The sequence below is a fragment of the Alteromonas sp. 4NS20-0143 genome (genome assembly GCF_057542855.1).
In genome coordinates this window covers 306222-327603 of record NZ_BAAJLR010000004.1, presented here as the reverse complement: position 1 = coordinate 327603, position 21382 = coordinate 306222, and the positions used below count along the sequence as shown (strand labels likewise).

The 21382-nt window shown below is 45.1% G+C and carries 15 protein-coding genes and 1 tRNA gene; 8 read left to right on the top strand and 8 right to left on the bottom strand.

All coding sequences use genetic code 11. The features are described 5' to 3' along the window. Positions 1–29: 29 nt before the first annotated feature. From AC27HD_RS11640 to mutY, 3 genes are all read right to left on the bottom strand, one after another. Positions 30–105, bottom strand: a tRNA-Phe gene (locus AC27HD_RS11640). A gap of 150 nt (positions 106–255) precedes the next feature. Further along, positions 256–528, bottom strand: coding sequence for an oxidative damage protection protein (locus AC27HD_RS11635; RefSeq protein WP_032094830.1), 273 nt, complete (start codon positions 526–528; stop codon positions 256–258). A gap of 54 nt (positions 529–582) precedes the next feature. Next, on the bottom strand, positions 583–1638 hold the full coding sequence (mutY, locus tag AC27HD_RS11630; RefSeq protein ID WP_032094829.1) for an A/G-specific adenine glycosylase: 1056 nt from the start codon (positions 1636–1638) through the stop codon (positions 583–585). A 140-nt stretch (positions 1639–1778) separates the two neighbouring features. On the opposite strand from mutY, the gene AC27HD_RS11625 reads away from it, so the two are divergent. The 6 genes from AC27HD_RS11625 (at position 1779) to arcA (ending at position 8586) form a co-directional block, all read left to right on the top strand. Then, positions 1779–2489: an alpha/beta fold hydrolase gene (locus tag AC27HD_RS11625; RefSeq protein ID WP_032094828.1), complete on the top strand. Its 711-nt coding sequence runs from the start codon at positions 1779–1781 to the stop codon at positions 2487–2489. Positions 2490–2574: 85 nt separating this feature from the next. After that, entirely contained in the window at positions 2575–3294 is a 720-nt protein-coding gene (gene trmB / locus AC27HD_RS11620) for a tRNA (guanosine(46)-N7)-methyltransferase TrmB (RefSeq protein ID WP_032094827.1), read from the top strand. Next, positions 3294–4376, top strand: coding sequence for a methyltransferase (locus AC27HD_RS11615; protein WP_487105978.1), 1083 nt, complete (start codon positions 3294–3296; stop codon positions 4374–4376). Before trmB ends, AC27HD_RS11615 begins: the two co-directional genes overlap by 1 nt. 158 nt (positions 4377–4534) lie before the next feature. Then, entirely contained in the window at positions 4535–5959 is a 1425-nt protein-coding gene (glgA, locus tag AC27HD_RS11610) for a glycogen synthase GlgA (protein WP_487105976.1), read from the top strand. Between the two features lie 106 nt (positions 5960–6065). Further along, complete coding sequence (locus tag AC27HD_RS11605) at positions 6066–7721, top strand: sensor histidine kinase (protein ID WP_487105974.1); 1656 nt, start codon at positions 6066–6068, stop codon at positions 7719–7721. Between the two features lie 157 nt (positions 7722–7878). Then, positions 7879–8586, top strand: a complete 708-nt coding sequence (gene arcA / locus AC27HD_RS11600) for a two-component system response regulator ArcA (protein ID WP_032094823.1) — start codon at positions 7879–7881, stop codon at positions 8584–8586. Positions 8587–8778: 192 nt separating this feature from the next. Here arcA and AC27HD_RS11595 read toward each other — a convergent pair whose 3' ends face one another. Continuing rightward, complete coding sequence (locus AC27HD_RS11595) at positions 8779–11961, bottom strand: beta-galactosidase (protein ID WP_487105972.1); 3183 nt, start codon at positions 11959–11961, stop codon at positions 8779–8781. Positions 11962–12094: 133 nt separating this feature from the next. Here AC27HD_RS11595 and AC27HD_RS11590 point away from each other — a divergent pair, with 133 nt between their 5' ends. After that, positions 12095–12958, top strand: a complete 864-nt coding sequence (locus AC27HD_RS11590; protein ID WP_032094821.1) for a helix-turn-helix transcriptional regulator — start codon at positions 12095–12097, stop codon at positions 12956–12958. 48 nt (positions 12959–13006) lie between these two features. Here the strand turns inward: AC27HD_RS11590 and pmbA are convergent, their stop codons facing one another. Then, positions 13007–14338 carry a metalloprotease PmbA gene (gene pmbA / locus AC27HD_RS11585; protein ID WP_487105970.1) on the bottom strand — a complete coding sequence of 444 codons (1332 nt, stop codon included), beginning with the start codon at positions 14336–14338 and terminating at the stop codon, positions 13007–13009. A gap of 72 nt (positions 14339–14410) precedes the next feature. On the opposite strand from pmbA, the gene yjgA reads away from it, so the two are divergent. Further along, on the top strand, positions 14411–14968 hold the full coding sequence (gene yjgA, locus AC27HD_RS11580; protein WP_032094819.1) for a ribosome biogenesis factor YjgA: 558 nt from the start codon (positions 14411–14413) through the stop codon (positions 14966–14968). A 165-nt stretch (positions 14969–15133) separates the two neighbouring features. On the opposite strand, the gene tldD is transcribed toward yjgA, so the two are convergent. Genes tldD through AC27HD_RS11565 form a run of 3 tightly spaced genes read right to left on the bottom strand, consistent with a single transcriptional unit; the run spans position 15134 to position 21378 of the window. Beyond that, entirely contained in the window at positions 15134–16576 is a 1443-nt protein-coding gene (gene tldD, locus AC27HD_RS11575) for a metalloprotease TldD (protein ID WP_032094818.1), read from the bottom strand. Next, positions 16569–17387: a carbon-nitrogen hydrolase family protein gene (locus tag AC27HD_RS11570; protein WP_487105968.1), complete on the bottom strand. Its 819-nt coding sequence runs from the start codon at positions 17385–17387 to the stop codon at positions 16569–16571. The genes tldD and AC27HD_RS11570 overlap by 8 nt, the downstream gene beginning before the upstream one ends. Continuing rightward, complete coding sequence (locus AC27HD_RS11565) at positions 17380–21378, bottom strand: YhdP family protein (protein ID WP_487105966.1); 3999 nt, start codon at positions 21376–21378, stop codon at positions 17380–17382. The genes AC27HD_RS11570 and AC27HD_RS11565 overlap by 8 nt, the downstream gene beginning before the upstream one ends. Between the last annotated feature and the right edge of the window lie 4 nt (positions 21379–21382).

Here is a 21382-nt window from a genome sequence, read left to right as displayed (position 1 = left end):
CGTACTTTCGTACAGGGCTTCTTGAATAATGGTGCCTCGACCCGGGATCGAACCAGGGACACGCGGATTTTCAATCCGCTGCTCTACCAACTGAGCTATCGAGGCGAAACTCGTTTGCGTTACAAGCGTTTTCGGCCTGTGCTGCTATGGGTGCGTATTAAACGGATTTCGGCCTAACAAGTCAACCGTTTTACCCGCTTTTTTTTCACTTTTGTGACCGTTTGCACATTGTTTACACAAAATGTGGCATTTTGGTTATTTTTCCGGCGGAACATAGCCTTCAATTGTCGGTTCAACGCCGTCAAACAAGTATGCCGACATTCTTTCTTCTAAAAACGCTCTGGCTTCTGGCTCCATCATATTCAGCTTATGTTCGTTAATTAACATAGTCTGCTTTTTCTGCCAATTGCCCCAGGCTTCTTTCGATATGTTATCGAATATCCGCTTACCTAGCTCTCCTGGATAAAGTTGAAAATCTAAACCGTCGGCGTCTTTTTGCAAATTATGACAAAAAACCGTTCTACCCATCATGCACCTCTATTGTCTTATCTTATAAACACCAATCGCGACAGTGTGCGCGACTTATTTTGCCAGTGTTTTGATTATCTTTGTTGTTGGGGCAGCTAAACCCACTTCAATAGGCTCATCAAGCAAGAACCATCTCGACTCATTTTCTGCCACCCGCTTTTGTGGCGTTGAGTTTACCACGGCGATAAGCGGGGTTATATCTAAATGAAAATGGCTAAATGTGTGTCTGAATTCATCTAGTTGCTGTATTTCCTCTACTTCAATGCCCCTTTGAGCAAGTAACGATATACCCTCTTCAGCAGATTGCGCTTCTAAAAACCCGTATAAGCCTCCCCAGATACCACTTTGAGGACGCTGCTCTAGAAACACTTGCTGCCCAAACATAGGGATGAGCATGTAGGTTTGTCTAACCGGCGTTACTTTTTTAGGTTTCTTACCCGGATAGTCAGTTTGCTTACCTTGTGCAAAAGCCACGCAATCACGTTGTAAAGGGCACTCATCACACTTTGGCTTGCTGCGGGTGCAGACCATGGCACCTAAATCCATCATCACCTGAGTGTAGTTCGCACAGCGATTTTGTGGCGTATTTTTCTCAGCCACTTCCCACAGGGCATTCTCTACGGCTTTTTGCCCGGGCCATCCTTCAATAGCATAATAACGCGCTAACACACGCTTTACGTTGCCATCTAAAATGGGATAACGCTCGTCTCTTGATAGCGAAAGTATGGCCCCCGCGGTAGAGCGGCCTATACCGGGAAGCGACACCACTTCGTCAAGTGTGGGAGGAAAAACGCCTTCGTAATCATCAACCAGTGTTTTAGCCGCTTTATGCAGGTTTCGAGCACGAGCGTAATAGCCAAGCCCCGTCCAATGATGCAACACGTCATCTTGCGATGCATTGGCTAGCTCGAATACGCTTGGGTATGACGCCATAAATCGATTGAAGTATGGGATAACGGTGGCAACCTGCGTTTGCTGCAGCATGATTTCAGATACCCACACCTTATAGGGCGTCACATCTTGCTGCCACGGTAAATGCTTTCTACCATGCTCATCGAACCACGCTAAAACCCGTTGTGCAAAACTGTTATTGTGCATTGTTTTTGTCATATTATTCTGAAACTTACGTCTATACCTTGTGTATTATTCACTTGCTAAAACACCTTCATTTACCAGTTTGAATAAACATTCTATTCACTGTGCGCTATGGTAGCATGTACGCTCTTCTTCGTTTTTATTTAAGGTATCGCGTGTCTGCACAAGCCCCCGTATTATTTTTCCCCGGAACTCTTTGTGACGAACGCATCTTTATGCCCCTCTGGCGGCAGCTTTCTATAGCCCAACGTCGCTTTGTTCCTCTGCAGTGGGCAACCTCGAAAGACGACATGCTTGCACTAAGCGAAGACCGAATACTTGCTGATGAAAAAGTGCACCTTGTTGGCTATTCCATGGGTGGCTACATCGCTTCGCTTATCGCCGCTCGAAATAAGGCGAATATCGCTTCTATCACGCTAATTGCATACGATCCTGCTGGTTTGTCGGCAAATGAAATAAGCCAGCGTGAAACCATGGTCAAAAGCCTTAAAAAAGGGCAATTTAAACCTGACAACCACAACTATCTTGCTCGCTTTATCCACCCTTCCCGCTTAGCAGACACAAACGTGACTGAAGTCGTTACGTCCATGGCTAAAGATTTAGGAAAAAGCACGTTGTTAGCGCACACACTTGCCACGACACCAAGAGAGAATACACTTAAATTACTAGAAAAGATTAATGCGCCAGTAACACTTGTAGGCGCAATTGATGACAATATTGCACACATAGATTCGCTTAGGTACGCAGCGAAGTCGCTACCTAATGCATCACTGTATGAATTTGAAAACACGGGGCACATGATCCCACTTGAACAAACCAGCCAGTTAGCGACTATTGTTGGCAAGTGCATTGGCGTACAAAAATAACACAGAATTTGTATTCTAGCGTTGCATATAAGGTGGGTAAGTGGATAATGCGCCAGCATAAAATTGGGTATGAAAGGCATTGCAAATGAGGCAATTCAAAAGTCAGGCAGAAGCAGAAGCTGCCGGTGTATATATCAGTAAAGTAAAAAGCTACGTTAAGCGCGAAGGTCGGCTTACAAAAGGACAAGAAAAAGCGCTAGAGGAACACTGGCCAACCATGGGAATAGACTATTGTGATACGCCTATTTCTTTGTCTGAGCTGTTTGGCCGCGAGGCACCTGTAGTCGTTGAGATAGGTTTCGGCATGGGTAAGTCGCTGGTTGAGATGGCTGCAGCTTCACCAGAGAAAGACTTTATCGGTATAGAGGTTCACCGACCTGGCGTAGGCGCATGCTTAGGAGATGCAGGTGAACTAGGACTAACCAATCTTCGCGTAATGGAACACGATGCGGTTGAAGTTCTCAAAAATATGCTACCCCAGGAGAGCTTGTCGCGCCTGCAACTATTTTTCCCCGACCCTTGGCATAAAAAGCGCCACCACAAACGTCGAATTGTACAAGCTGAGTTTGTAGAATTAATACGAACCAAGCTAGCGATAGGCGGACACCTGCATATGGCAACAGATTGGGAACCGTATGCGCAGCATATGGCTGAAGTTGCCAATGCCAACGAAGGCTATACCAATACAGCACCTGAAGGCGATTACGTGCCTCGCCCTGACTACCGCCCCATCACTAAATTTGAAACCCGCGGACAAAAGTTAGGTCACGGCGTTTGGGATCTTATTTATGAGCGAACCTCTTAATGATTTTATCTCCTCAAAGCCAACTTCTTGAGCGAAACATCTCATTATTTGAAGAAGGAAAATGGGCGTTTGTTAATCCTTCAGATGCCTACTTTCTGGATGGTTTGAAGTCATCCGAAATTACGGTTATTCATCAGTATTTTGATATTTTTGCAGAAAGTGTAAGGGTAATACCTTCTGTAACTCTAGACAGCCGAGATATCGACAAGTCGGGTTTTGAAGTAACGCAAAAGGTTGGTAACCACACGCATACTTTTGCACCTTTTGTTACCACCGAAAATGCATTTACCGATGTCATGTTGTTTTTGCCAAAGGCGAAAACCCACTTCCAATTGCTACTGCGCATGGCTGCAGGTATGGTGGGAGAGCACGGGCGAATTCATGTTGTTGGTGAAAATAAAGGTGGAATAAAGAGCGCCGCGAAGCTCATGCAGCAGTATGGCTCTCCTCAAAAAATTGACTCTGCTCGACACTGCAGTTTAGTTACCGTGGTACTTGAACAAACCCATGGCGCTTTTGAGCCTGATGCTTGGGTAGACGTTAATCTTTATGAAGTAGACGAAACCTCGTGGAATGTAACGTCAATGCCTGGCGTGTTTAGCCATAAAGAGCTCGATGCCGGCACGTTGTTGCTGCTTCAAAAGCACTCTACGTCTATGCGGGGCAACGTACTAGACTTTGCCTGCGGTGCAGGTGTTATAGCTAGCTACCTTATGCTCAGATATCCTCACTTAACATTTTTCTTATCTGACGTTAGCGCACTAGCCCTCTACTGCAGCGCACTAACTCTTGCGGAAAATGAACTAAGCGCTACGATTTTTGCGGCCGACGGCTTACATGGTGTATCTCAAAAGGTGCAGCATATTATAACAAACCCGCCATTCCACACCGGGATAAAAACCGATTACACCATTACAAAGCGTTTTATTTCTGATGCAAAAAAACAGCTTACCTCTAAAGGGACATTGCAAATGGTTGCCAACCGTTTTCTGCCCTATCCGGGTTTGTTGGCAGAGGAGTTTGCAACGGTTTACACCAAAGCGCAAACATCGCAGTTCTCAATTTATGATGCATCGCTATAAGGACTAAGCTGGGGGGAGTAAAATAAAAAACGGATAAGCTTTGCATCCTAGTTAAACAATTTATATCGTACTGGTAGCTTGTTAGTTAAACGAAGCAATGTATATTTGCTCATACGTAACCGTTGACACTTTAGCAGTGATTATAGAAGGGATAACCCGTGGACATTGTATTTGCTATCTCGGAAGTAGAGGAACTCGTAAAAACGGGTGGTCTCGCTGACGTAGGTAAAGCACTCCCCTTGGCATTACAGGCGCTCGATGAAAACATCTGTATTGTTATGCCGTACTACAAGACGCTGAAAGAACAGTTAGACTTACCTGAAGACGAGGAGGTACACACCCTTTTCACCGAAGGTAAAGTGTATCATTTCAAGCTAAAGCACCTTCAGTGGCACGGCATACCGATTTACTTCATCGACGCCCCAGACTTTTTCATGCGCGACGGCCTTTATTCCGACGCATACGATGCCTTCAGCGACAATGGCGAGCGGTTTAGTTTTTTCAGTGGCGCGGTGCTGCATGCACTAAAAGCACTTTCTCTTAAGCCCCAAGTCATTCATTGCCATGATTGGCACACGGCGATGCTTCCGTTTTTATTGTCGAATGAAAAAACTGACTATTTCGATAATACCAAAACCGTTTTTACTATTCACAATGCCGCATTTCAGGGCGTACATAAACTAGATGCTATTCCGTTTTTGCGTCATCATCCCGATATTGGTAGTCAGGTTCATGGCGGCTATATCAATATGCTACAAAGCGGCATTGAATTTGCCACCAAGGTCACTACCGTAAGTCCCAACTATGCTACTGAGCTTCTCACTGACCTAGGCAGTCACGGGCTCCACGAGCGATTGGTAAATCGCAAAAATGATTTAAGCGGTATATTAAACGGATGTGACTATACCCAGTGGAACCCCGAAACAGATTCATTTCTGCCTGAAAACTACACGGTAGATAATTTACACGCCAAGCAAACCTGTAAAAAAGTGCTGCAACAAAAATCTGATTTACCAGAGAACGTTAACGTGCCTCTTATCGGCATGGTGTGTCGACTCACTGAGCAAAAGGGATTCAGTTATATACTCCCTATTCTCGACGACCTGATTGCGCACAATATTCAAATGGTTATTGTAGGCACGGGCGATCCAAAGGTGTGTATGGACTTGGGCGAATTTGCTCAGCAGCACCCTAATCAGTTTGCGTTCATCAATGGTTTTAGTTCAGAGCATGCTCATTTGGTTGAAGCAGGCGCAGACTTCTTTTTAATGCCATCTCAATTTGAGCCTTGCGGCTTAAATCAGATGTACAGCCTTGCATATGGCACTATACCCATAGTGCGCTCTGTAGGTGGATTGAAAGACACCGTTGTCGATACCGGCAACAACAGCCTGCGCACTGGCTTCGTGTTTGATGAACCATCACCTGCCGCGTTGCTTAGCTGCATTCGCAGAGCATTGCTTGCCTTTTATGAAGATAGGGACGCTTTTAGGGCAATGCAAATTCGTGGAATGAAAACACGCTTTACATGGCACACTGCGGCGCAGAATTACCAAAAACTGTACCGCAGCATGTGGAATTAATGCGCTGAGTAACACATAAATTATTGTGTTTACTTACCTTTCTTTTTGCCAAGATATGCGCCAATATTAAAATGGCATAGCAAAGTGGATTGAAAATAAAACGGACATGACAGACAAAGCAAGCAAGCTTTCTATACGCAACGTATTTTTGTGGACTGTGATGTCTGTGGTCACTGTGTCGCTTGCGATACTGTCTTGTTTGTCTTTGTACATGCAAATAGATAATTATCGCAACGAACTCAATAACACAGCCTTTGTGCTGTCTGACCTTGTCGCCCGAACCTCTTCCCAATATATTTTCAATAATAAAGACGAAGGCATAGCAAAAGAGTTGGGCCATCTCGTTGCGGCCCCTTATGTACTCAATGCCCATGTATACCGTAAAAAGAATCGGCAGCAGGCTAATGTGGAAGTGCCGCAAATATTTGCGTCATATAACAAAGTAGGTCAGCTCATGACCGGCGGTAAAGAAGCACAATTAGAGTCACTGCTGCTAAACCCTACCATTTCGGATACCGGGGATTATTTAGAAGTAAGTACGAAGTCGTTTGATGCAGAAACCGGCATACACTTGGGTTGGGTATACCTGAGACTCTCTACAAGGGAGTTTAATAGCATTACACAAAGAGCCATATTTACCCATCTTGCCGCGGTTGTCATACTGCTGTTCATTGCCTTTTACACCGCATTTAAAATGCAATTAGGCATTTCGAGTCCAATTCAGTCATTAACTCACTTTCTTCAGCAAACTTCACGGCACCGAGATTACTCATCCCGTGCGAGAGGGTCAAAAATACAAGAGTTAGACACGTTAGCTGATGCGATAAACGTTATGCTTTATCGAATGCAAGAGTATATGGAGATGCAGCAGCAGGCTGAAGAGCGTCATCGCAAGCTTAATTCAAGTTTAGAAGAGATGGTTAATGAGCGAACCACTGCGCTTAAAGACGCGAATCGCGAACTTATACAAACCTTAGAAAAGCTGCATCAATTCCAAAGACAAATTGTACAGAATGAAAAGATGGCGTCACTTGGCGATATGGTAGCTGGAGTGGCACACGAAGTGAATACGCCAATTGGGTTAGGGGTTACTGCCTCAACCATGATGTTAGACCGATTAGCAGTTATTCAGAAAGGTTTCGAAGACAAAACGTTGAAAGCAAGCGCAATGAAACGCTTTATTGATGAAAGCAACGAGAACTTAAACATCATATATCGCAATTTAAACCGCGCTGCTGAGCTTATATCGAGCTTTAAACAGGTCGCGGTAGACCAATCTTCAGAAAATAGTCGAAGTTTTTGCGTTGAACAGCTAGTTAATGAGATACTACTCTCGTTACAGCCTCGGCTCAAAAAATTAAAACACAACATCAACGTGAAATGCGACCCTACCTTAAGCGTTGAAACCAAGGCTGGCCCAATTAATCAAATATTGATTAATCTAATAATGAATTCCGTTATCCATGGATTTGAATTCATGGAAACAGGCACGATAAATATTCGTGCTGAATTAGTTAGTGACGACAAATTAAAATTAGTTTATTCCGATGATGGTAAAGGCATACCGCCTGAGATCCGCAAGCGTATCTTCGATCCCTTCGTAACAACGAAGCGTGGACAAGGTGGCTCCGGTCTAGGTATGCATCTCGTATACAACTTAGTGACACAAGCACTTCTTGGCTCTATTACCTTAACGAGCGAAGAAGGCAACGGAGTGGAATTTGTAATTATATTCCCCGTTTCTGATGCGAAAAATGTGTAGTCACTGTATAAAGTATGAACTTTTGTTGAAATTTGTTGGCTAACCCCAAAATCCTAACAGTAGCGATATTCATAAGTTACTTGCAAATAAGTGTATGAATATTAAACTTTAACCAGTTAGTTGCTTAAACCGTATTTTTGAAAGAGTGTAGAACACCATGCAAACGCCAAATGTGTTAATTGTTGAAGATGAAGTGGTAACCCGTACCACGCTAAAAAGTTTATTTGAAGCGGAAGGGTACAATGTATTTGAAGCTGAAAACGGCAACCAAATGCACGATTTCTTCGAGAATCACGCAATCAATTTGGTCATTATGGATATCAACCTACCGGGTAAAAATGGCCTTATATTAGCGCGAGAAGTGCGCGACCGTAAAAATGTTGGATTAATTTTCCTAACGGGTCGCGACAACGACGTAGATCGCATTCTAGGTTTGGAAATTGGTGCAGATGATTATCTTACTAAGCCATTTAACCCAAGAGAGCTAACCATAAGAGCCCGTAATTTGTTGTCTAGAACAACAAACTCTTCTGAAGATGATGATTTACCAAGCCGCGTTAATTTCAACGGCTGGATACTAGACGGCGACAGCCGCTCGCTTATCTCGCCCACCGGCAAAGAGTTCCGTTTACCTCGCAGTGAGTTCCGTGCGTTGCATTTATTTTTAAGCAACCCTGGAAAAATACTTACTCGCGAGCAGCTTATTATGGAAATGACCGGTCGCGAATTGCGCCCTAATGACCGTACCGTAGATGTCACCATTAGACGTATCCGCAAGCACTTTGAATCACATCCTTCTGAAGAAGAACTGATTGTGACTATCCACGGTGAAGGATATCGCTTTTGCGGGCAGGTAGATGGCTAATCGCCACTGAACTGATAGAACAATTAGAAAGGTACGTTGTTACCAATCTGATTAACGAGAAAGCCGCTACTATGTAGCGGCTTTTTTATTTTGCAGACTCTTCTTGGCGTTCGAAGGACTCAGTAACTTTTATCCTCCTTAGCCTTTTATCTTCCTTAGACTCTTGCCTCCCTCAGTCACTTATTGCCTTTGTTAATTGGCAGTAAGCGTGAGTGAATATGAATACCGCTTCTTCTCAAGCAGAAACTCTTTATGCGTACTTGGGCTCCAAGAATCATCTCCGCCTACCCCCATATGTGCATGGTCAATATATACAAAAATACAGTCACGTGGGCTAAGGTCGCAAGTATGCTTTGCAGCATCTAACTGCGGTTGGCCGTATTCACTTACTGAGAAATAGAAATCTCCAGTAACCGTTGTATTGCCAATGTTTAACATTGAACACTGGCTTCGCAAGCCATTGTCGGTGGGGAAAATATAGTCGGTGTGCATGTCTTTAATCGTGAGTTGATGCAGAGCAAACCTCGCTGCGGCTTGCCTGTCTGGATAGTTCTCAAATGGTCCAAGACCTTTCCATGTCACCTTCTCAAACTGTTCGAATTCGCTTTCGCAAGTACTGCTTTCACCTTGGCTATCGTTATTATCCTCAACAAAAGACTGTCTTGGTACGGCAAACTGCACACCAATACGAGGAAGAGGTGGCAGGTTATCAGCTAAAACAACTTCAATATCAATAGATAACGCGGCGTCAGAATTCAAAGTGTAAATCCATTTTGTTGCAGCCGTGATTACGCCATCAACACTGTATTCAAAGAGCGATATAACCCGCACATCGTGGGTGCCCTGCAGCACTTCTACCCCAGTACACTTTCGTATCCACTTCCCTATGCCAGCCCGTCGCCATCGCGATTCCCAAGCATCAGGATCAGGGTTATCCACTTCGCTAACACCAATATCATTATCAAGAGGCGCTCGGAAAAAGTTATCTTCTAGTGGTGCGCTCACTGTTTCGCTACCGTTAACTAACCAAGAGGTCAGCAGACCGCTTTCACTATTAAAGCAAATATCATGACTTCCAATGGTAATGGTTAACAAACTATCGTTTGTTGTTAGCTCCATTCCTGAGGCTGCGTTGCGACTTTCTTGCATGGACGTCAATGTAAACGGTGTGATACCCGCCGTGTTTTTGATGGATAGCTGTTCGGTATCGAGCACGTGACCGGCCTTTGCCCATTGGCAATCTTCTGCGGTAACAACGTCTACATTTAAGTGGTATTTAGCACCGGGCTTGTGCGTGACGTTCGTCGTAATCTCAAGGGTATCGGTTTGCTGAGGATTTATAGATAGACGCTGCTCACCTTGCGCAATACATTCTCCGTCTTCTAATACGCTCCATTGCAATAATTCATTGTCCGTTGTTCTAAATACATAATCGCTAGAAATAGAAAGCGCATACACCTTCCCTTCGCTACCGGCTTTGTCTGATAATTCAAAACTAAGGTGTTGCTGACAGTATTTTGCTTCAAACAACGCTGGGTGAGGCGTTCTATCAGGAAATAATAGGCCATTAATACAAAACTGCCTGTCGTTGTAGGTATCGCCAAAGTCGCCGCCATAAGCCCAATAAGGAACGCCACTGTCGGTATGCTTCTTCAGGCCTTGGTCAACCCAATCCCAAATAAAGCCACCTTGTAAACGAGGATAGGCTTTAAATGCTTTCCAATACTCGTCAAAGCTTCCCAAGCTATTTCCCATTGCATGGGCGTACTCACACAATATCACCGGCCTTGTCTCGTTTGGCATAGACAGCCATTTTTTAATCGCCCACTTTGGCACTGCATCGTCAAGAACATCGGTATCTACTCGAGAATACATTGGCGCTACAATATCGGTCGCCGTGGTATCGGCCCCTCCGCCTTCGTATTGCACAGGCCTTGATGGGTCAAAGGATTTTGCCCAGCCGTACATGGCATCATGAGTTGGACCGTGACCACACTCGTTCCCCAGCGACCAAATAATGATAGAAGGATGGTTTTTATCGCGCTCTACCATTTGAGTGAAGCGGGCCATGTACGCCCCTGTCCACAATGGATCTCTTGATAGGCGACCCATGGGAAACATGCCGTGGGTTTCAATGTTTGCTTCATCAACAACGTACAGACCATATTCGTCACACAGCTCATACCATCGTGGATGATTAGGATAATGTGCCGTACGAACGGCATTAAAGTTATTTTGCTTAAGTAGCAAAATATCTTCAATCATATCGCTTTCGCTTATGGCATGACCTTTTGTTTCATGATGCTCATGCCGGTTTACCCCTCGGATAAGTAAAGGTTTCCCATTCACACAAAGCTGTCCGGCCTTCATTTGTACAGTGCGAAAGCCAACCTGATAGGCCTCTGTGTCTACCACCTGCCCAGCTTCATCAATTAACGACACTACAATTCGGTATAAGTAAGGCGTTTCCGCGGTCCAGTGCTTAGGCTCTTTTACCTCTAAGCTCTGGAACACCACATCATCCCACCCCCCTTTTTCATCGACGCGCTTATTGTTAGTCCCTGCAACGGCACGTTCGGTAACGGCGTGTGCTTTATCAAATAGCTGAATGCCAACCTGATAGTTTGCTGGGGCATTAATTGCCGTGCGAACAGACAGTGCACCATCGCGGTAACATGCATCTAGCGTGGGCGTGACAAACACATCTTGAATATGATGCTGAGGTTTTGAAACTAAGTTTACATCTCGAAAAATACCACTTAGCCACCACATATCCTGATCTTCTAAATAGCTACCGTCTGACCATCTGATCACCATCACGGATAAACGGTTTTCGCCTACTACAAGCAATGCAGATAAATCAAACTCAGCAGGTAAGCGACTGTCTTGTGAGTAGCCTACATAACTGCCGTTACACCATAAATGGAATGCACTATTTACGCCCTCAAAAACAATGTGATTGCGTTTTAAAAGACTGCTTTCAGTTAGGGTAAATGTTGTGCGATAACATCCTGTGGGGTTATCTGCTGGCACTACAGGGGGATTCACATCAAAGGGGTATTTCACATTGCAGTAAATGGGTTTATCGAAGCCTTCCATTTGCCAATTTGAAGGCACAGTAATGGGCTGCCACTGTTTGGCCTCATTTTCTGTTAGCGCTTGCGCGATTAACTCATCGCTGACAGCCTCCGGTGACGGGTATAGCCTAAACATCCATTTACCGTTTAGGCTAACCTTACTGGCATTTCGATTTTGAACTGCATCGTCTTCACTAACAAAGCCATTGTGTGGCGCGTGGGCATTGATTCGATTACGTTGATATACGAGGGGATTTTGCCAATCTTTCTGTGAAACAACTTGTTCGATGTCAGCCATGCATGGCTCCTGTGTGAAAACGCATTTGATACATCACAATATAGCTAAAATGCATTGATTACTTTATGCTTAAACCTCTCGTACTTTTATCCAAAACTATCAACACGCCCTTACCAAAAGCAGAACAACATAAATGCAGTCACCTTTTTCGGATATTATTAATATAGGCCAACAATGCTTCGAGCGCTTTATTGATAGTAGTACGTCGCCAGAAATAATGGCGTTAGATATTGAGCTAGCGGGATGTTCAAACTTATCAGGTGAATACGTTGTTGGCAGAGTGATGCCGCCAAACCATACGCTGTTTTACTCGCTATCAGGGGAAGGATGCTTTCGCACACCACATGGCTCGTTTAGCTTAACGGGTGGTCAGCTTATCACGCTACCCGCCTATCAAAGCTTCGAGGTGAGTATTGCTAGTGATAAGTGGGATATTATTTGGCTAAACCTATCAGATACAGAGCAATGGAAGGGACTTTCGAAACAACATCCAAGGGTTATCAGCAATATTAATTTAGCGGCCTTACATCACGCTATGGAGTTATTGTATTTAGAGCAAGATAATAGAAACCGTGAAGCTGCCATACAAATTATAGGGCGTCATCTGCGGCAAGTGATAAGCCAAAACGACCAAGAAAATAGTGAAGATGAGAGTAATGATAGACATGCCGTTAGGCTTCAGTCTTTATTTGCCGCGGTTGAGAATCAACTACAGTTTCAGTGGAGCGTTGAGAGCTTAAGTAATAAAGCCCATTATTCTGCCCCTCATTTGCATCGCTTATGCCTTAAGTACTTTGGGAGAAGTCCCATGCAGCAGGTCATTTATTTGCGCATGCAGCGGGCGCGAAACCTGCTGTTAAAAACACAGTGGCCTATTTCATATATTGCCCATTACGTGGGTTATGCAAATGTGTTTACATTTTCTAAGCGGTTTAAAAAGTCGGTAGGAAAACCGCCTCGCGAATTTCGCGAGGCTAGCATTTCAGACAAACAGTAGGGTGTGTTGATCTTTGCTGTACATTTTTGCAGCGGTGATCAACACGCCCTAGTTGCCAGCAATCTTCATTTGATTAACCAGCACTGAACCAGTTTGAACATTACCGCGCACATCTTTGTCTTTACCAATGGCGACGATATTTTTGAACATGTCACGTAAATCGCCTGCAATGGTAATTTCGTGAACTGGGTATTGAATAATGCCATTTTCTACCCAAAAACCTGCTGCACCGCGTGAATAATCGCCGGTAACAATGTTTACGCCTTGCCCCATAAGCTCAGTGACAAATAGTCCTGTGCCCATTTCTTTTAGCAAGTCGGCATCACTGTGTCCCGTATCACCAACAATCCAGTTGTGTATGCCACCAGCATGACCATTAGACACGGTATTGAGTTTGCGCGCCGAGTAGGTTGTATAAAGATAAGTGGCTAAGCGACCGCCATCAACAATGGTCATATCAGAGCACGATACCCCTTCGTTATCAAAGCTCGAGCTGGCAAGCCCTGACTTTATAAGGGGCTTCTCTTCAATATTCATCCACTCAGGAAATACCTGCTTATCTAAACTGTCGAGCAAAAATGACGAGCGCCTGTACAAACTCCCCCCACTGATGGCACCAACATAATGACCAAACAAGCTTGAAGCGAGGTCTTTATGAAACAGTACAGGCACGTTAGCGGTATTGATTTTGCGAGCACCTAAACGGTCTACCGTGGCCTTGGCAGCCTCTTGGCCTACAAACGCAGCAGATTTAAGCAACGGCGCCTGGCGGTCAACGGTATAGGCATAATCACGCTGCATATCGTTATCTTGAGAGCCAATGACCATACAGCTTAAGCTGTAACGACTGCTGGGATAGCCGGTATTTATGCCATGAGTATTACCGTACACACGCATACCTAAATTAGCGTTATACGACGCGCCATCTGAATTTGTAATGCGAGGGTCGTAATTCATCGCCGCCGCTTCAGTTTCGATGGTGGTCTTGATGGCTTTCTCTGTATCAAGCTCTTGTGGGTGATATAAGTCTAAATCTGGGAATTCAGTAGCGATAAGCTCTGCATCGGCAAGACCGGTGCAAGGATCTTCACTGGTATAGCGCGCAATATCCACCGCTTTTTCAACGGCTAATGTAAGCGCCGCTTTACTTAAGTCGGCAGTGGATGCACTGCCTTTGCGCTTACCTACGTAAACGCTAATGCCTAGTCCGCCGTCGTTGGTAAACTCAACGTTTTCAACTTCTTGCATGCGTGAGGATACCGCAATACCCTGTACCTTAGACATGCTTGCTTCGGCTTGTGTTGCGCCTTTTGATAAGGCCATTTTCAGTACATCATCAACGACATTCTGAATTTCTGATAGCTGTTGCTCAATTTGCATAGTAAGTTTCGCTGTCTATATTCGACTGTGATAGTTACAATTTGGCTAAAGTGTAACACTAATGAGTTTGAAATGAGTGATCAGAAACAGAATTCTCCACAAGATCCTTACTTTGAAGGCGCCAAAGCAACCACGTCTGAAGACGAAGATTTCGTTAGTAAAACGGAATTAAAGCGTCAGGCAAAGGAGCATCAGAAGCTTGGCGAAACCATTGTAGGGTTAACCGATGCCCATGTGGCAACTATCCCAATGGATGAAGAATTAGCCGATGCAGTCGCGATAGCGCGTATTGTGAATAAGAAAAAAGATGGCTATCGCAGACAATTGCAGTTTATTGGTAAATTGCTTCGTCAGCGCGATACCCACGATATTGAAGAGGCGCTGTCAAAAATAGCCCATCAGCATCAAGCAAGTAATGCGGCTTTTCATCAGCTTGAAAAAGCGAGAGAGTCGGTTATTGAAGAAGGCGATCCAGCTATTCAACGCTTAATTGAAGACTACCCCGCGTTCGATAGACAAAAGCTGCGTCAATTCAGCCGCCAAGTAAAAAAAGAAAGAGAGAAGAATGCGCCGCCAAAAGCCTTTAGAGAGCTTTTTCAATATATAAAGGACACTGTCCAAGACAGCTGATATGTCTAACGCAGTTAGACGGTAGCAGTGATAAAAAAGGCTGATAACTTTCGTTACCAGCCTTTTTTGCTATGTGCTTTTTTGTGTAGGTTGTCACTTATGCTATTTCTGGCCTAAGTATGTGTCTTGTTCTAACGTGTCTTGCTTAAATATTTCACAGCAAAACTATGCCGTACCACCTACCGTAAGTTCATCAATTTTAAGCGTAGGTTGCCCAACGCCCACTGGCACGCTTTGTCCGTCTTTACCACACACACCAATGCCTTTATCTAGGGCGACATCGTTACCTATCATTGAGATTTTTTGCATAACCTCTGGGCCATTGCCGATAAGGGTTGCCCCTTTCACAGGCGCGGTAATCTTGCCATTTTCAATGAGGTAAGCTTCGGCACTTGAGAATACAAATTTACCCGACGTAATGTCTACCTGACCACCGGCAAAATTAGGAGCGTAAATACCTCTTTCGATAGATGCAATTATCTCCTGTGGATCGTGCTGGCCTTCTAGCATGTAAGTGTTTGTCATTCGCGGCATGGGCAAGTGTGCATAAGACTCTCTGCGGCCATTGCCTGTAGGCGCTACACCCATTAACTTAGCATTGTGCTTGTCTTGCATGTAGCCTTTTAAAATGCCGTCTTCAATAAGTACGTTGTGCTGTGTTGCTGTGCCTTCATCGTCTACCGACAGTGAGCCTCGGCGATCGCTTAAAGTGCCATCATCAACAACTGTTACGCCTTTTGCTGCCACACGCTCGCCAATGCGACCGCTAAATGTTGACGCACCTTTGCGGTTAAAGTCACCCTCTAAACCGTGCCCCACAGCTTCGTGAAGCAGTACACCTGGCCAGCCATTTCCGAGTACTACCGGCATAGCACCTGCTGGCGCTGCCACAGCCTGCATATTAACGCGGGCCATATGAAGTGCTTCATCAGCTAAGTTTTCGTAAAGCGGCTTGCCATTTTCATCTGATTGGAAAAAAGCATAGGCGTAACGACCACCCGCACCAGAAGAGCCACGCTCACGACGATCGCCATTTTCAAGCAATACAGAGCAGTTAAGACGGACTAACGGACGGATATCGGTAGCCAGTGTGCCGTCACTTCCGGCCACTAATATTTCTTCATATACACCACTGATACTGACCACCACCTGATTAACCGATGGCTCTTGTTGGCGAATGTAGGCATCGACCGACCTAAGTAACGATATTTTCTCAGCATCTTGCATAGCAAGAATTGGGTTATTCTCGCTGTATCGGGCGGTAAGAGGCTTTTCACCTAATGCTGATACTTGCTGAGTACCGCCGCTAGGTGCAATACCACGTGCCGCTTTGCACGCTTTCATTAGCGCGTCTTCACTGATTTCGTCAGAATACGCGAATCCCGTTTTTTCACCACTGATTGCACGCACACCTACACCGCGCTCAATATTGTAACTACCTTCCTTGATAATACCGTCTTCTAACACCCAGCTTTCATGCTGGCTAGACTGGAAATACAAATCGGCGTAGTCAGTGTCATGGCGATGTATTGTCGCTAATGCACTCTCAAGCTTGGTAATATCAAGCCCTGAGTCTGATAATAAATGACGCTCTACAGATTTAGACAAAGTGACTCCTGAATCGGTTATGTTCGGCAACCGGCATATTTTGTTTAATGGTTTCTCGTTCTGCAATATCTACACTGGCTTTTAATACGCCCTTGCCTGCAGCACGCTCTGCTACTGTTTCTCCCCACGGAGATAACACTATGCTGTGGCCATAGGTTTCACGCCCATTGGCGTGGACTCCCACCTGGCCTGCGGCAACGACAAAGCACTGTTTTTCAATTGCTCGCGCTTTTAATAAGGCGTGCCAGTGAGCTTCACCGGTTTTTTGCGTAAATGCCGCTGGCAATACCAATATGTCGATATCCGCCATTGCAGTAAATAAACCTGGAAAACGAATATCATAACATACCGCAAGGCCGATGTTGCCAATTGGTGTGTTTACCGTCACTACCTCGCTCCCCGCTTCTGTAAAGCGCGATTCTTTGTAGCTGCCTGTGGCATCGTTTACCGATACATCAAACATATGTATTTTGCGATAATCAGCGAGCAGCGCTCCGTCAGGTCCAAACAACATACATGCAGCAGAGAACTGATCTGGATTGGCTGTTTTGACCGGGAAAGTGCCAGACACAATGTAGCATTGATAGCGTATTGCTAGCGCTGACAGATGCGCCTGTATTGGCCCCTGCCCTTTTGCTTCTGCTACAGACAACTGTCCTTTGTCTTTACCGCCAAAACACGCAAAGCATTCTGGCAGCACTACAAGGCTGTTCGGTGCAATGTCCGACTCTGACATGGCTTTAGACACCGCAGCCAGGTTTTCATCCACATCTGGCGTAGATGTCATTTGCAGTGCAACTAGGTTAACCATCAATCACCTCCATTTTGATTCGCCGTACATCATCTTGCGTTAGCGGTCTGTCTAACGGGTCTTTTTCGATAGGCACATTTTGCGCAGGCAAACTTATATCTTTGCTGTTGCGGTCTACCTCGTCAAACTTTGGCTCGCTAATAGTGCCTGTTACGCGGTAATTCACATTTGAAATGACTTTTGCTGACGTAAGCACCTGATCGATAGCAATCGCAGCCAAGGCGGTAGGCGGCGTTGCCAAAAAATAAACTAAGAAAGGCAGGTTACCGGTGACGTTTGGCGCAAATGACACATTGTAGTTGAGCCCGCCGGTACCAAGGTCAGTTAGGCCGGTAATTTCAATTTCCCCTGCACCACCGTCAATTAACGTGTCATCGGTATAAGCTCTGCCATCAACAATGTTCAGCGTACCGCCCATATCATCGTAAAAGAAGCCTTTCGCAAATACGTCTCTGAAATCTAAACTCAATTTTCTAACCAATGAATTTAAACTAAAGAGCGTGAATATACGGGAGCCTTGGTCGCTTAATTCAGTTAAATAGCCGTCAGATAATGACCATTCTACATCGCCCTGCAGTTTTCCAAGTTGAAAGTCCATGGGCGAATTTTGCCAGCTGAAATTGAATGCCACGTCGGCTTCAGAGTCTTTTATCCCCGACTCTATTTCGAACTCTTTCAACATTTGCCCCACATCAGGCGATGTGAGACTTCCTTCAATACTCGTCTCAACAGCACCGTTCACGTAATGCCAAAACCCCGTTGCGGTAACGTGAGTTTCTGGAGAACGTATCATCAGCTGGCGTGCATGCAGTCCGTTATTCGTTTTTGCTATATCAACCGTGACTTTACCTAAATCAATACCGTGATATACACAGCTTTCACAGTAGAAGTACATTGGCGGAAGCGAGCGTGGATCGAGTTCAAAAGGGTCACTCTTTGTTTCCTGCACACTATCGTCGGGCTTAGGTAAATTGAGGTAATCAGCGTTTATCTCAATACCTTGCTGCGCTAAATCTCCATTCACTCGAACGGTGCCTCGTGCAGCGGCAGAACCAATATCGAGCAACCAATCTTCATTTCGTTCTTGTGCATTCATCTGCACATTTTTAATGGAATGACCGGCGAAGGTCAGCTCTGCAGTCTTTGCAAATATTCTTGAGGGAGTGCCGAAAATACCGCCTTTAGTGGTACCGCTTTCGCTATCTTTGTCTGCAGTGGCGTCATTTCTATTTTTCTGTCCCCCTGATGTCAGCATAGAAACCGTGGTAAACCACTCTGCAACGTTAGCACTTTCCAGGTTCGCCGCAATACTAAACCCAGTCCCTATATTCGCAATATCACTTTCGCCCAGCGCTAAGTGAGCACGGGAAAACTGCATCTCTTGATGAGGTAATGTGCCAGTGAATCGAATATCGTTACCGAGTGTTGCTACTACATTTGAAGCTTGGCGATCTCCTGAGCTTTTAATATACAAAGGCAAACTTGTACCCGCCGGAGTTTCAAAAGGCGCAGGCAATATACTTTGTGTCGCGGTTAAGTCAGCGGTTAATTCAGCGGCGTAAGAAAAGCTATCTTTGGCCAAGGTTAAATCTACCGATGTTTGCCACTGAGTTTCACCGTCAATGTAGTCAGTAAGTTCAGTGTTCACATAATTGGCAAGAGGGTGAACATGCCACAGGCCCGCTAATTGAACATTTAATGAGTAGTCTTTCTCTTGAACGCCACTAAGGTCGATGGACACTGCTTGACTCAAAAACTGGGCCGACAAACCTGTCGCGCTAATATTGCCATTATCAAAAGCAATGTCCCCGCTGGCCTTTTTAAAGCGCATTTTCGTTGTAGGGATATATACGGTGTTCTCAACTAAAGCCGCGGTACCTGTGGCTCTTACTTGCTCACCATTAAGCGGAATATGCAAATGAATATCGGCAGATAGAGGCCCTGAAACCTGCACATCTTGGTTCAATACATTGCCCAACGAATCTTGAATAGACGACGCCATCATAAGTTGGGTGAGCCCCTCACCTGTGCCCTCGCCCGTGGCATCGATTGTTAGAATTGAGCCGGGTTTGAACTTTGGAATACTGGCCGTCATATCGCCAATTCGCACATCGGCAAGCTTGGCAGAAGAGGTCGACATATAGAGACCGTCATTCACAAAGCGCAGCGAAAGGTCGAGTTCGTTTAACGCGGGCCATTTCGATGAAAACAAGAAGTCACTGTCTTTAATATCCACGTAAGCTTGGAATACGCCTTGTCCTTCGGTGAAAGGAAAATCTTTCGTTTTTCCAAACCACAAAATGCGCGCTTTATCGATACTGCCTTTACCAGTAAACGCTCGTGTTAAATAGTTATCTAAATTGTCGCTCATTACCGGAGATGGGAATAGCTCGCTCACGGTACCTAAAGACAGGGGGTCGATATCTGCGAACAACGACATGTGGCTAGTAGATGTATTGAGGCTAAATGCCGACGTAAGCGCTACGCTGTCGGTATCTACAATAATATTCTCACCTTTGAGCACCCACTGACGGGCCGATGCCGTGCGTTTCTTCGCTGCGGCGGGTTTCTTCGCTGTGGCAACGGTTGCACGTTCGTCAGCTGCCCCCTCTATAACAGCATCGTCAGAAGACTCTTCATAGAGGGGATATATGTAGATGTCTGCGGCGATTTTATTGACGTTTATATCTTTTTTGATAATGCCCTGGCTAGAGAGCTTACTGTCACTTGATTCTAAAAATACTGCCCCATTGTGCTTGTACCAAAAAAAGTCAGCATCCAGTGACGAGAGCCCTGGGATAGAGGCTGTCTTTGTCCATGTTAGATCTAACACTTTAGCCGCTAACGCAGGAGCACCATTTTGCCATTGCACTTGTAGCGTGGCTAATTCACCTTTGGGATCGAGTGCCCGTATTTCTTCTTCATTGGTGTCATCAAGAAACAGCGGTAGCAGCAATAAAAAAGGGTTTATTTCTACGGGCTTAACGGTGTTAAAAACTGCGTTACCATTATTGGATACATGGCCAATAACGTCCGTTGTTAACGTAGCGCTACTTGAGTTAAGTTTTAACTGGTCCACGCGAACATTCCAGCCATCCCTTGAAGGCATCGCTTGTAAGCTCCCTCCCGTGATACCTGTTACGGTTTTAACCCTTTCATTTCCCCATTGGAACAAACTGTTATTCAGTTCGGCTTGAACCGAGCCTATCGCGGTTTCAGAAAAGTTTGCCCATACCTCTAAGTTCGCTCTGCTTTGCGCCAAAGGACGTTTAGTTTTAATTAAATCACTTACCCATGGCGAGATATCTAGGTCTTCTGCTTTAGCGTAAAACACGCCATCAAACTCATCTTTGTAGCCATTAATATCAATAACAAAAGACGCAGAGTTTGCAGATACCCCGTCAACTTTCATGCGCCCTAACCCTTGGTGACGCTCTTCACGGTTATTCCAAGACAGACTGTCGATATTAAAGCTATTGGTATCGCCATTTCGGGTTAGTGATATTTTCCCCTCTTCTAAAGAGAAGCTTTGCAGTTGCTCTAAAAAGAGACGCTCTAACGCATTGATGACTGGAAACTTATTTTTGCTACTGCCTGAAACGCGGTCGGCATCGATATCCAGATGCAACCCGCGCAATTCAAATCGAGGGGAAGAGATAAGCCGTTGACGAAGGGACTGCCAGAAATCTAGCTCTACGTAAATTTGTCGAATATTGAGTTCGACAGGAGATGCATCGTCTTTTGCTAACGACACTGAATTAAGCACAATACTCGGCCCGCTGCGCTCCCAGACCGCATGGATCGTATCAATAGATAAATTTACGCCGTACTGCTCGTTGATATAATCTTCTAGCAAATGCTTGTTGTGCTCGATGTGAGGCAAGGCATACCTTGCAGCACTTAATACCAGAGCAAAAAGAACAAGTAATACGGCGAGCAGCAACCAAAACTTCTTCAATAAGTACGAAGCTGCCGACGAAAATTTTGTCACACTA

Bases quoted from the DNA above. Each gene is read 5' to 3' on its own strand.
- AC27HD_RS11635 (WP_032094830.1), bottom strand. From the start codon at position 528: ATGGGTAGAACGGTTTTTTGTCATAATTTGCAAAAAGACGCCGACGGT.
- AC27HD_RS11605 (WP_487105974.1), top strand. From the start codon at position 6,066: ATGACAGACAAAGCAAGCAAGCTTTCTATACGCAACGTATTTTTGTGG.
- AC27HD_RS11595 (WP_487105972.1), bottom strand. From the start codon at position 11,961: ATGGCTGACATCGAACAAGTTGTTTCACAGAAAGATTGGCAAAATCCC.
- arcA (WP_032094823.1), top strand. From the start codon at position 7,879: ATGCAAACGCCAAATGTGTTAATTGTTGAAGATGAAGTGGTAACCCGT.
- mutY (WP_032094829.1), bottom strand. From the start codon at position 1,638: ATGACAAAAACAATGCACAATAACAGTTTTGCACAACGGGTTTTAGCG.
- pmbA (WP_487105970.1), bottom strand. From the start codon at position 14,338: ATGCAAATTGAGCAACAGCTATCAGAAATTCAGAATGTCGTTGATGAT.
- AC27HD_RS11615 (WP_487105978.1), top strand. From the start codon at position 3,294: ATGATTTTATCTCCTCAAAGCCAACTTCTTGAGCGAAACATCTCATTA.
- AC27HD_RS11590 (WP_032094821.1), top strand. From the start codon at position 12,095: ATGCAGTCACCTTTTTCGGATATTATTAATATAGGCCAACAATGCTTC.
- yjgA (WP_032094819.1), top strand. From the start codon at position 14,411: ATGAGTGATCAGAAACAGAATTCTCCACAAGATCCTTACTTTGAAGGC.
- AC27HD_RS11570 (WP_487105968.1), bottom strand. From the start codon at position 17,387: ATGGTTAACCTAGTTGCACTGCAAATGACATCTACGCCAGATGTGGAT.
- trmB (WP_032094827.1), top strand. From the start codon at position 2,575: ATGAGGCAATTCAAAAGTCAGGCAGAAGCAGAAGCTGCCGGTGTATAT.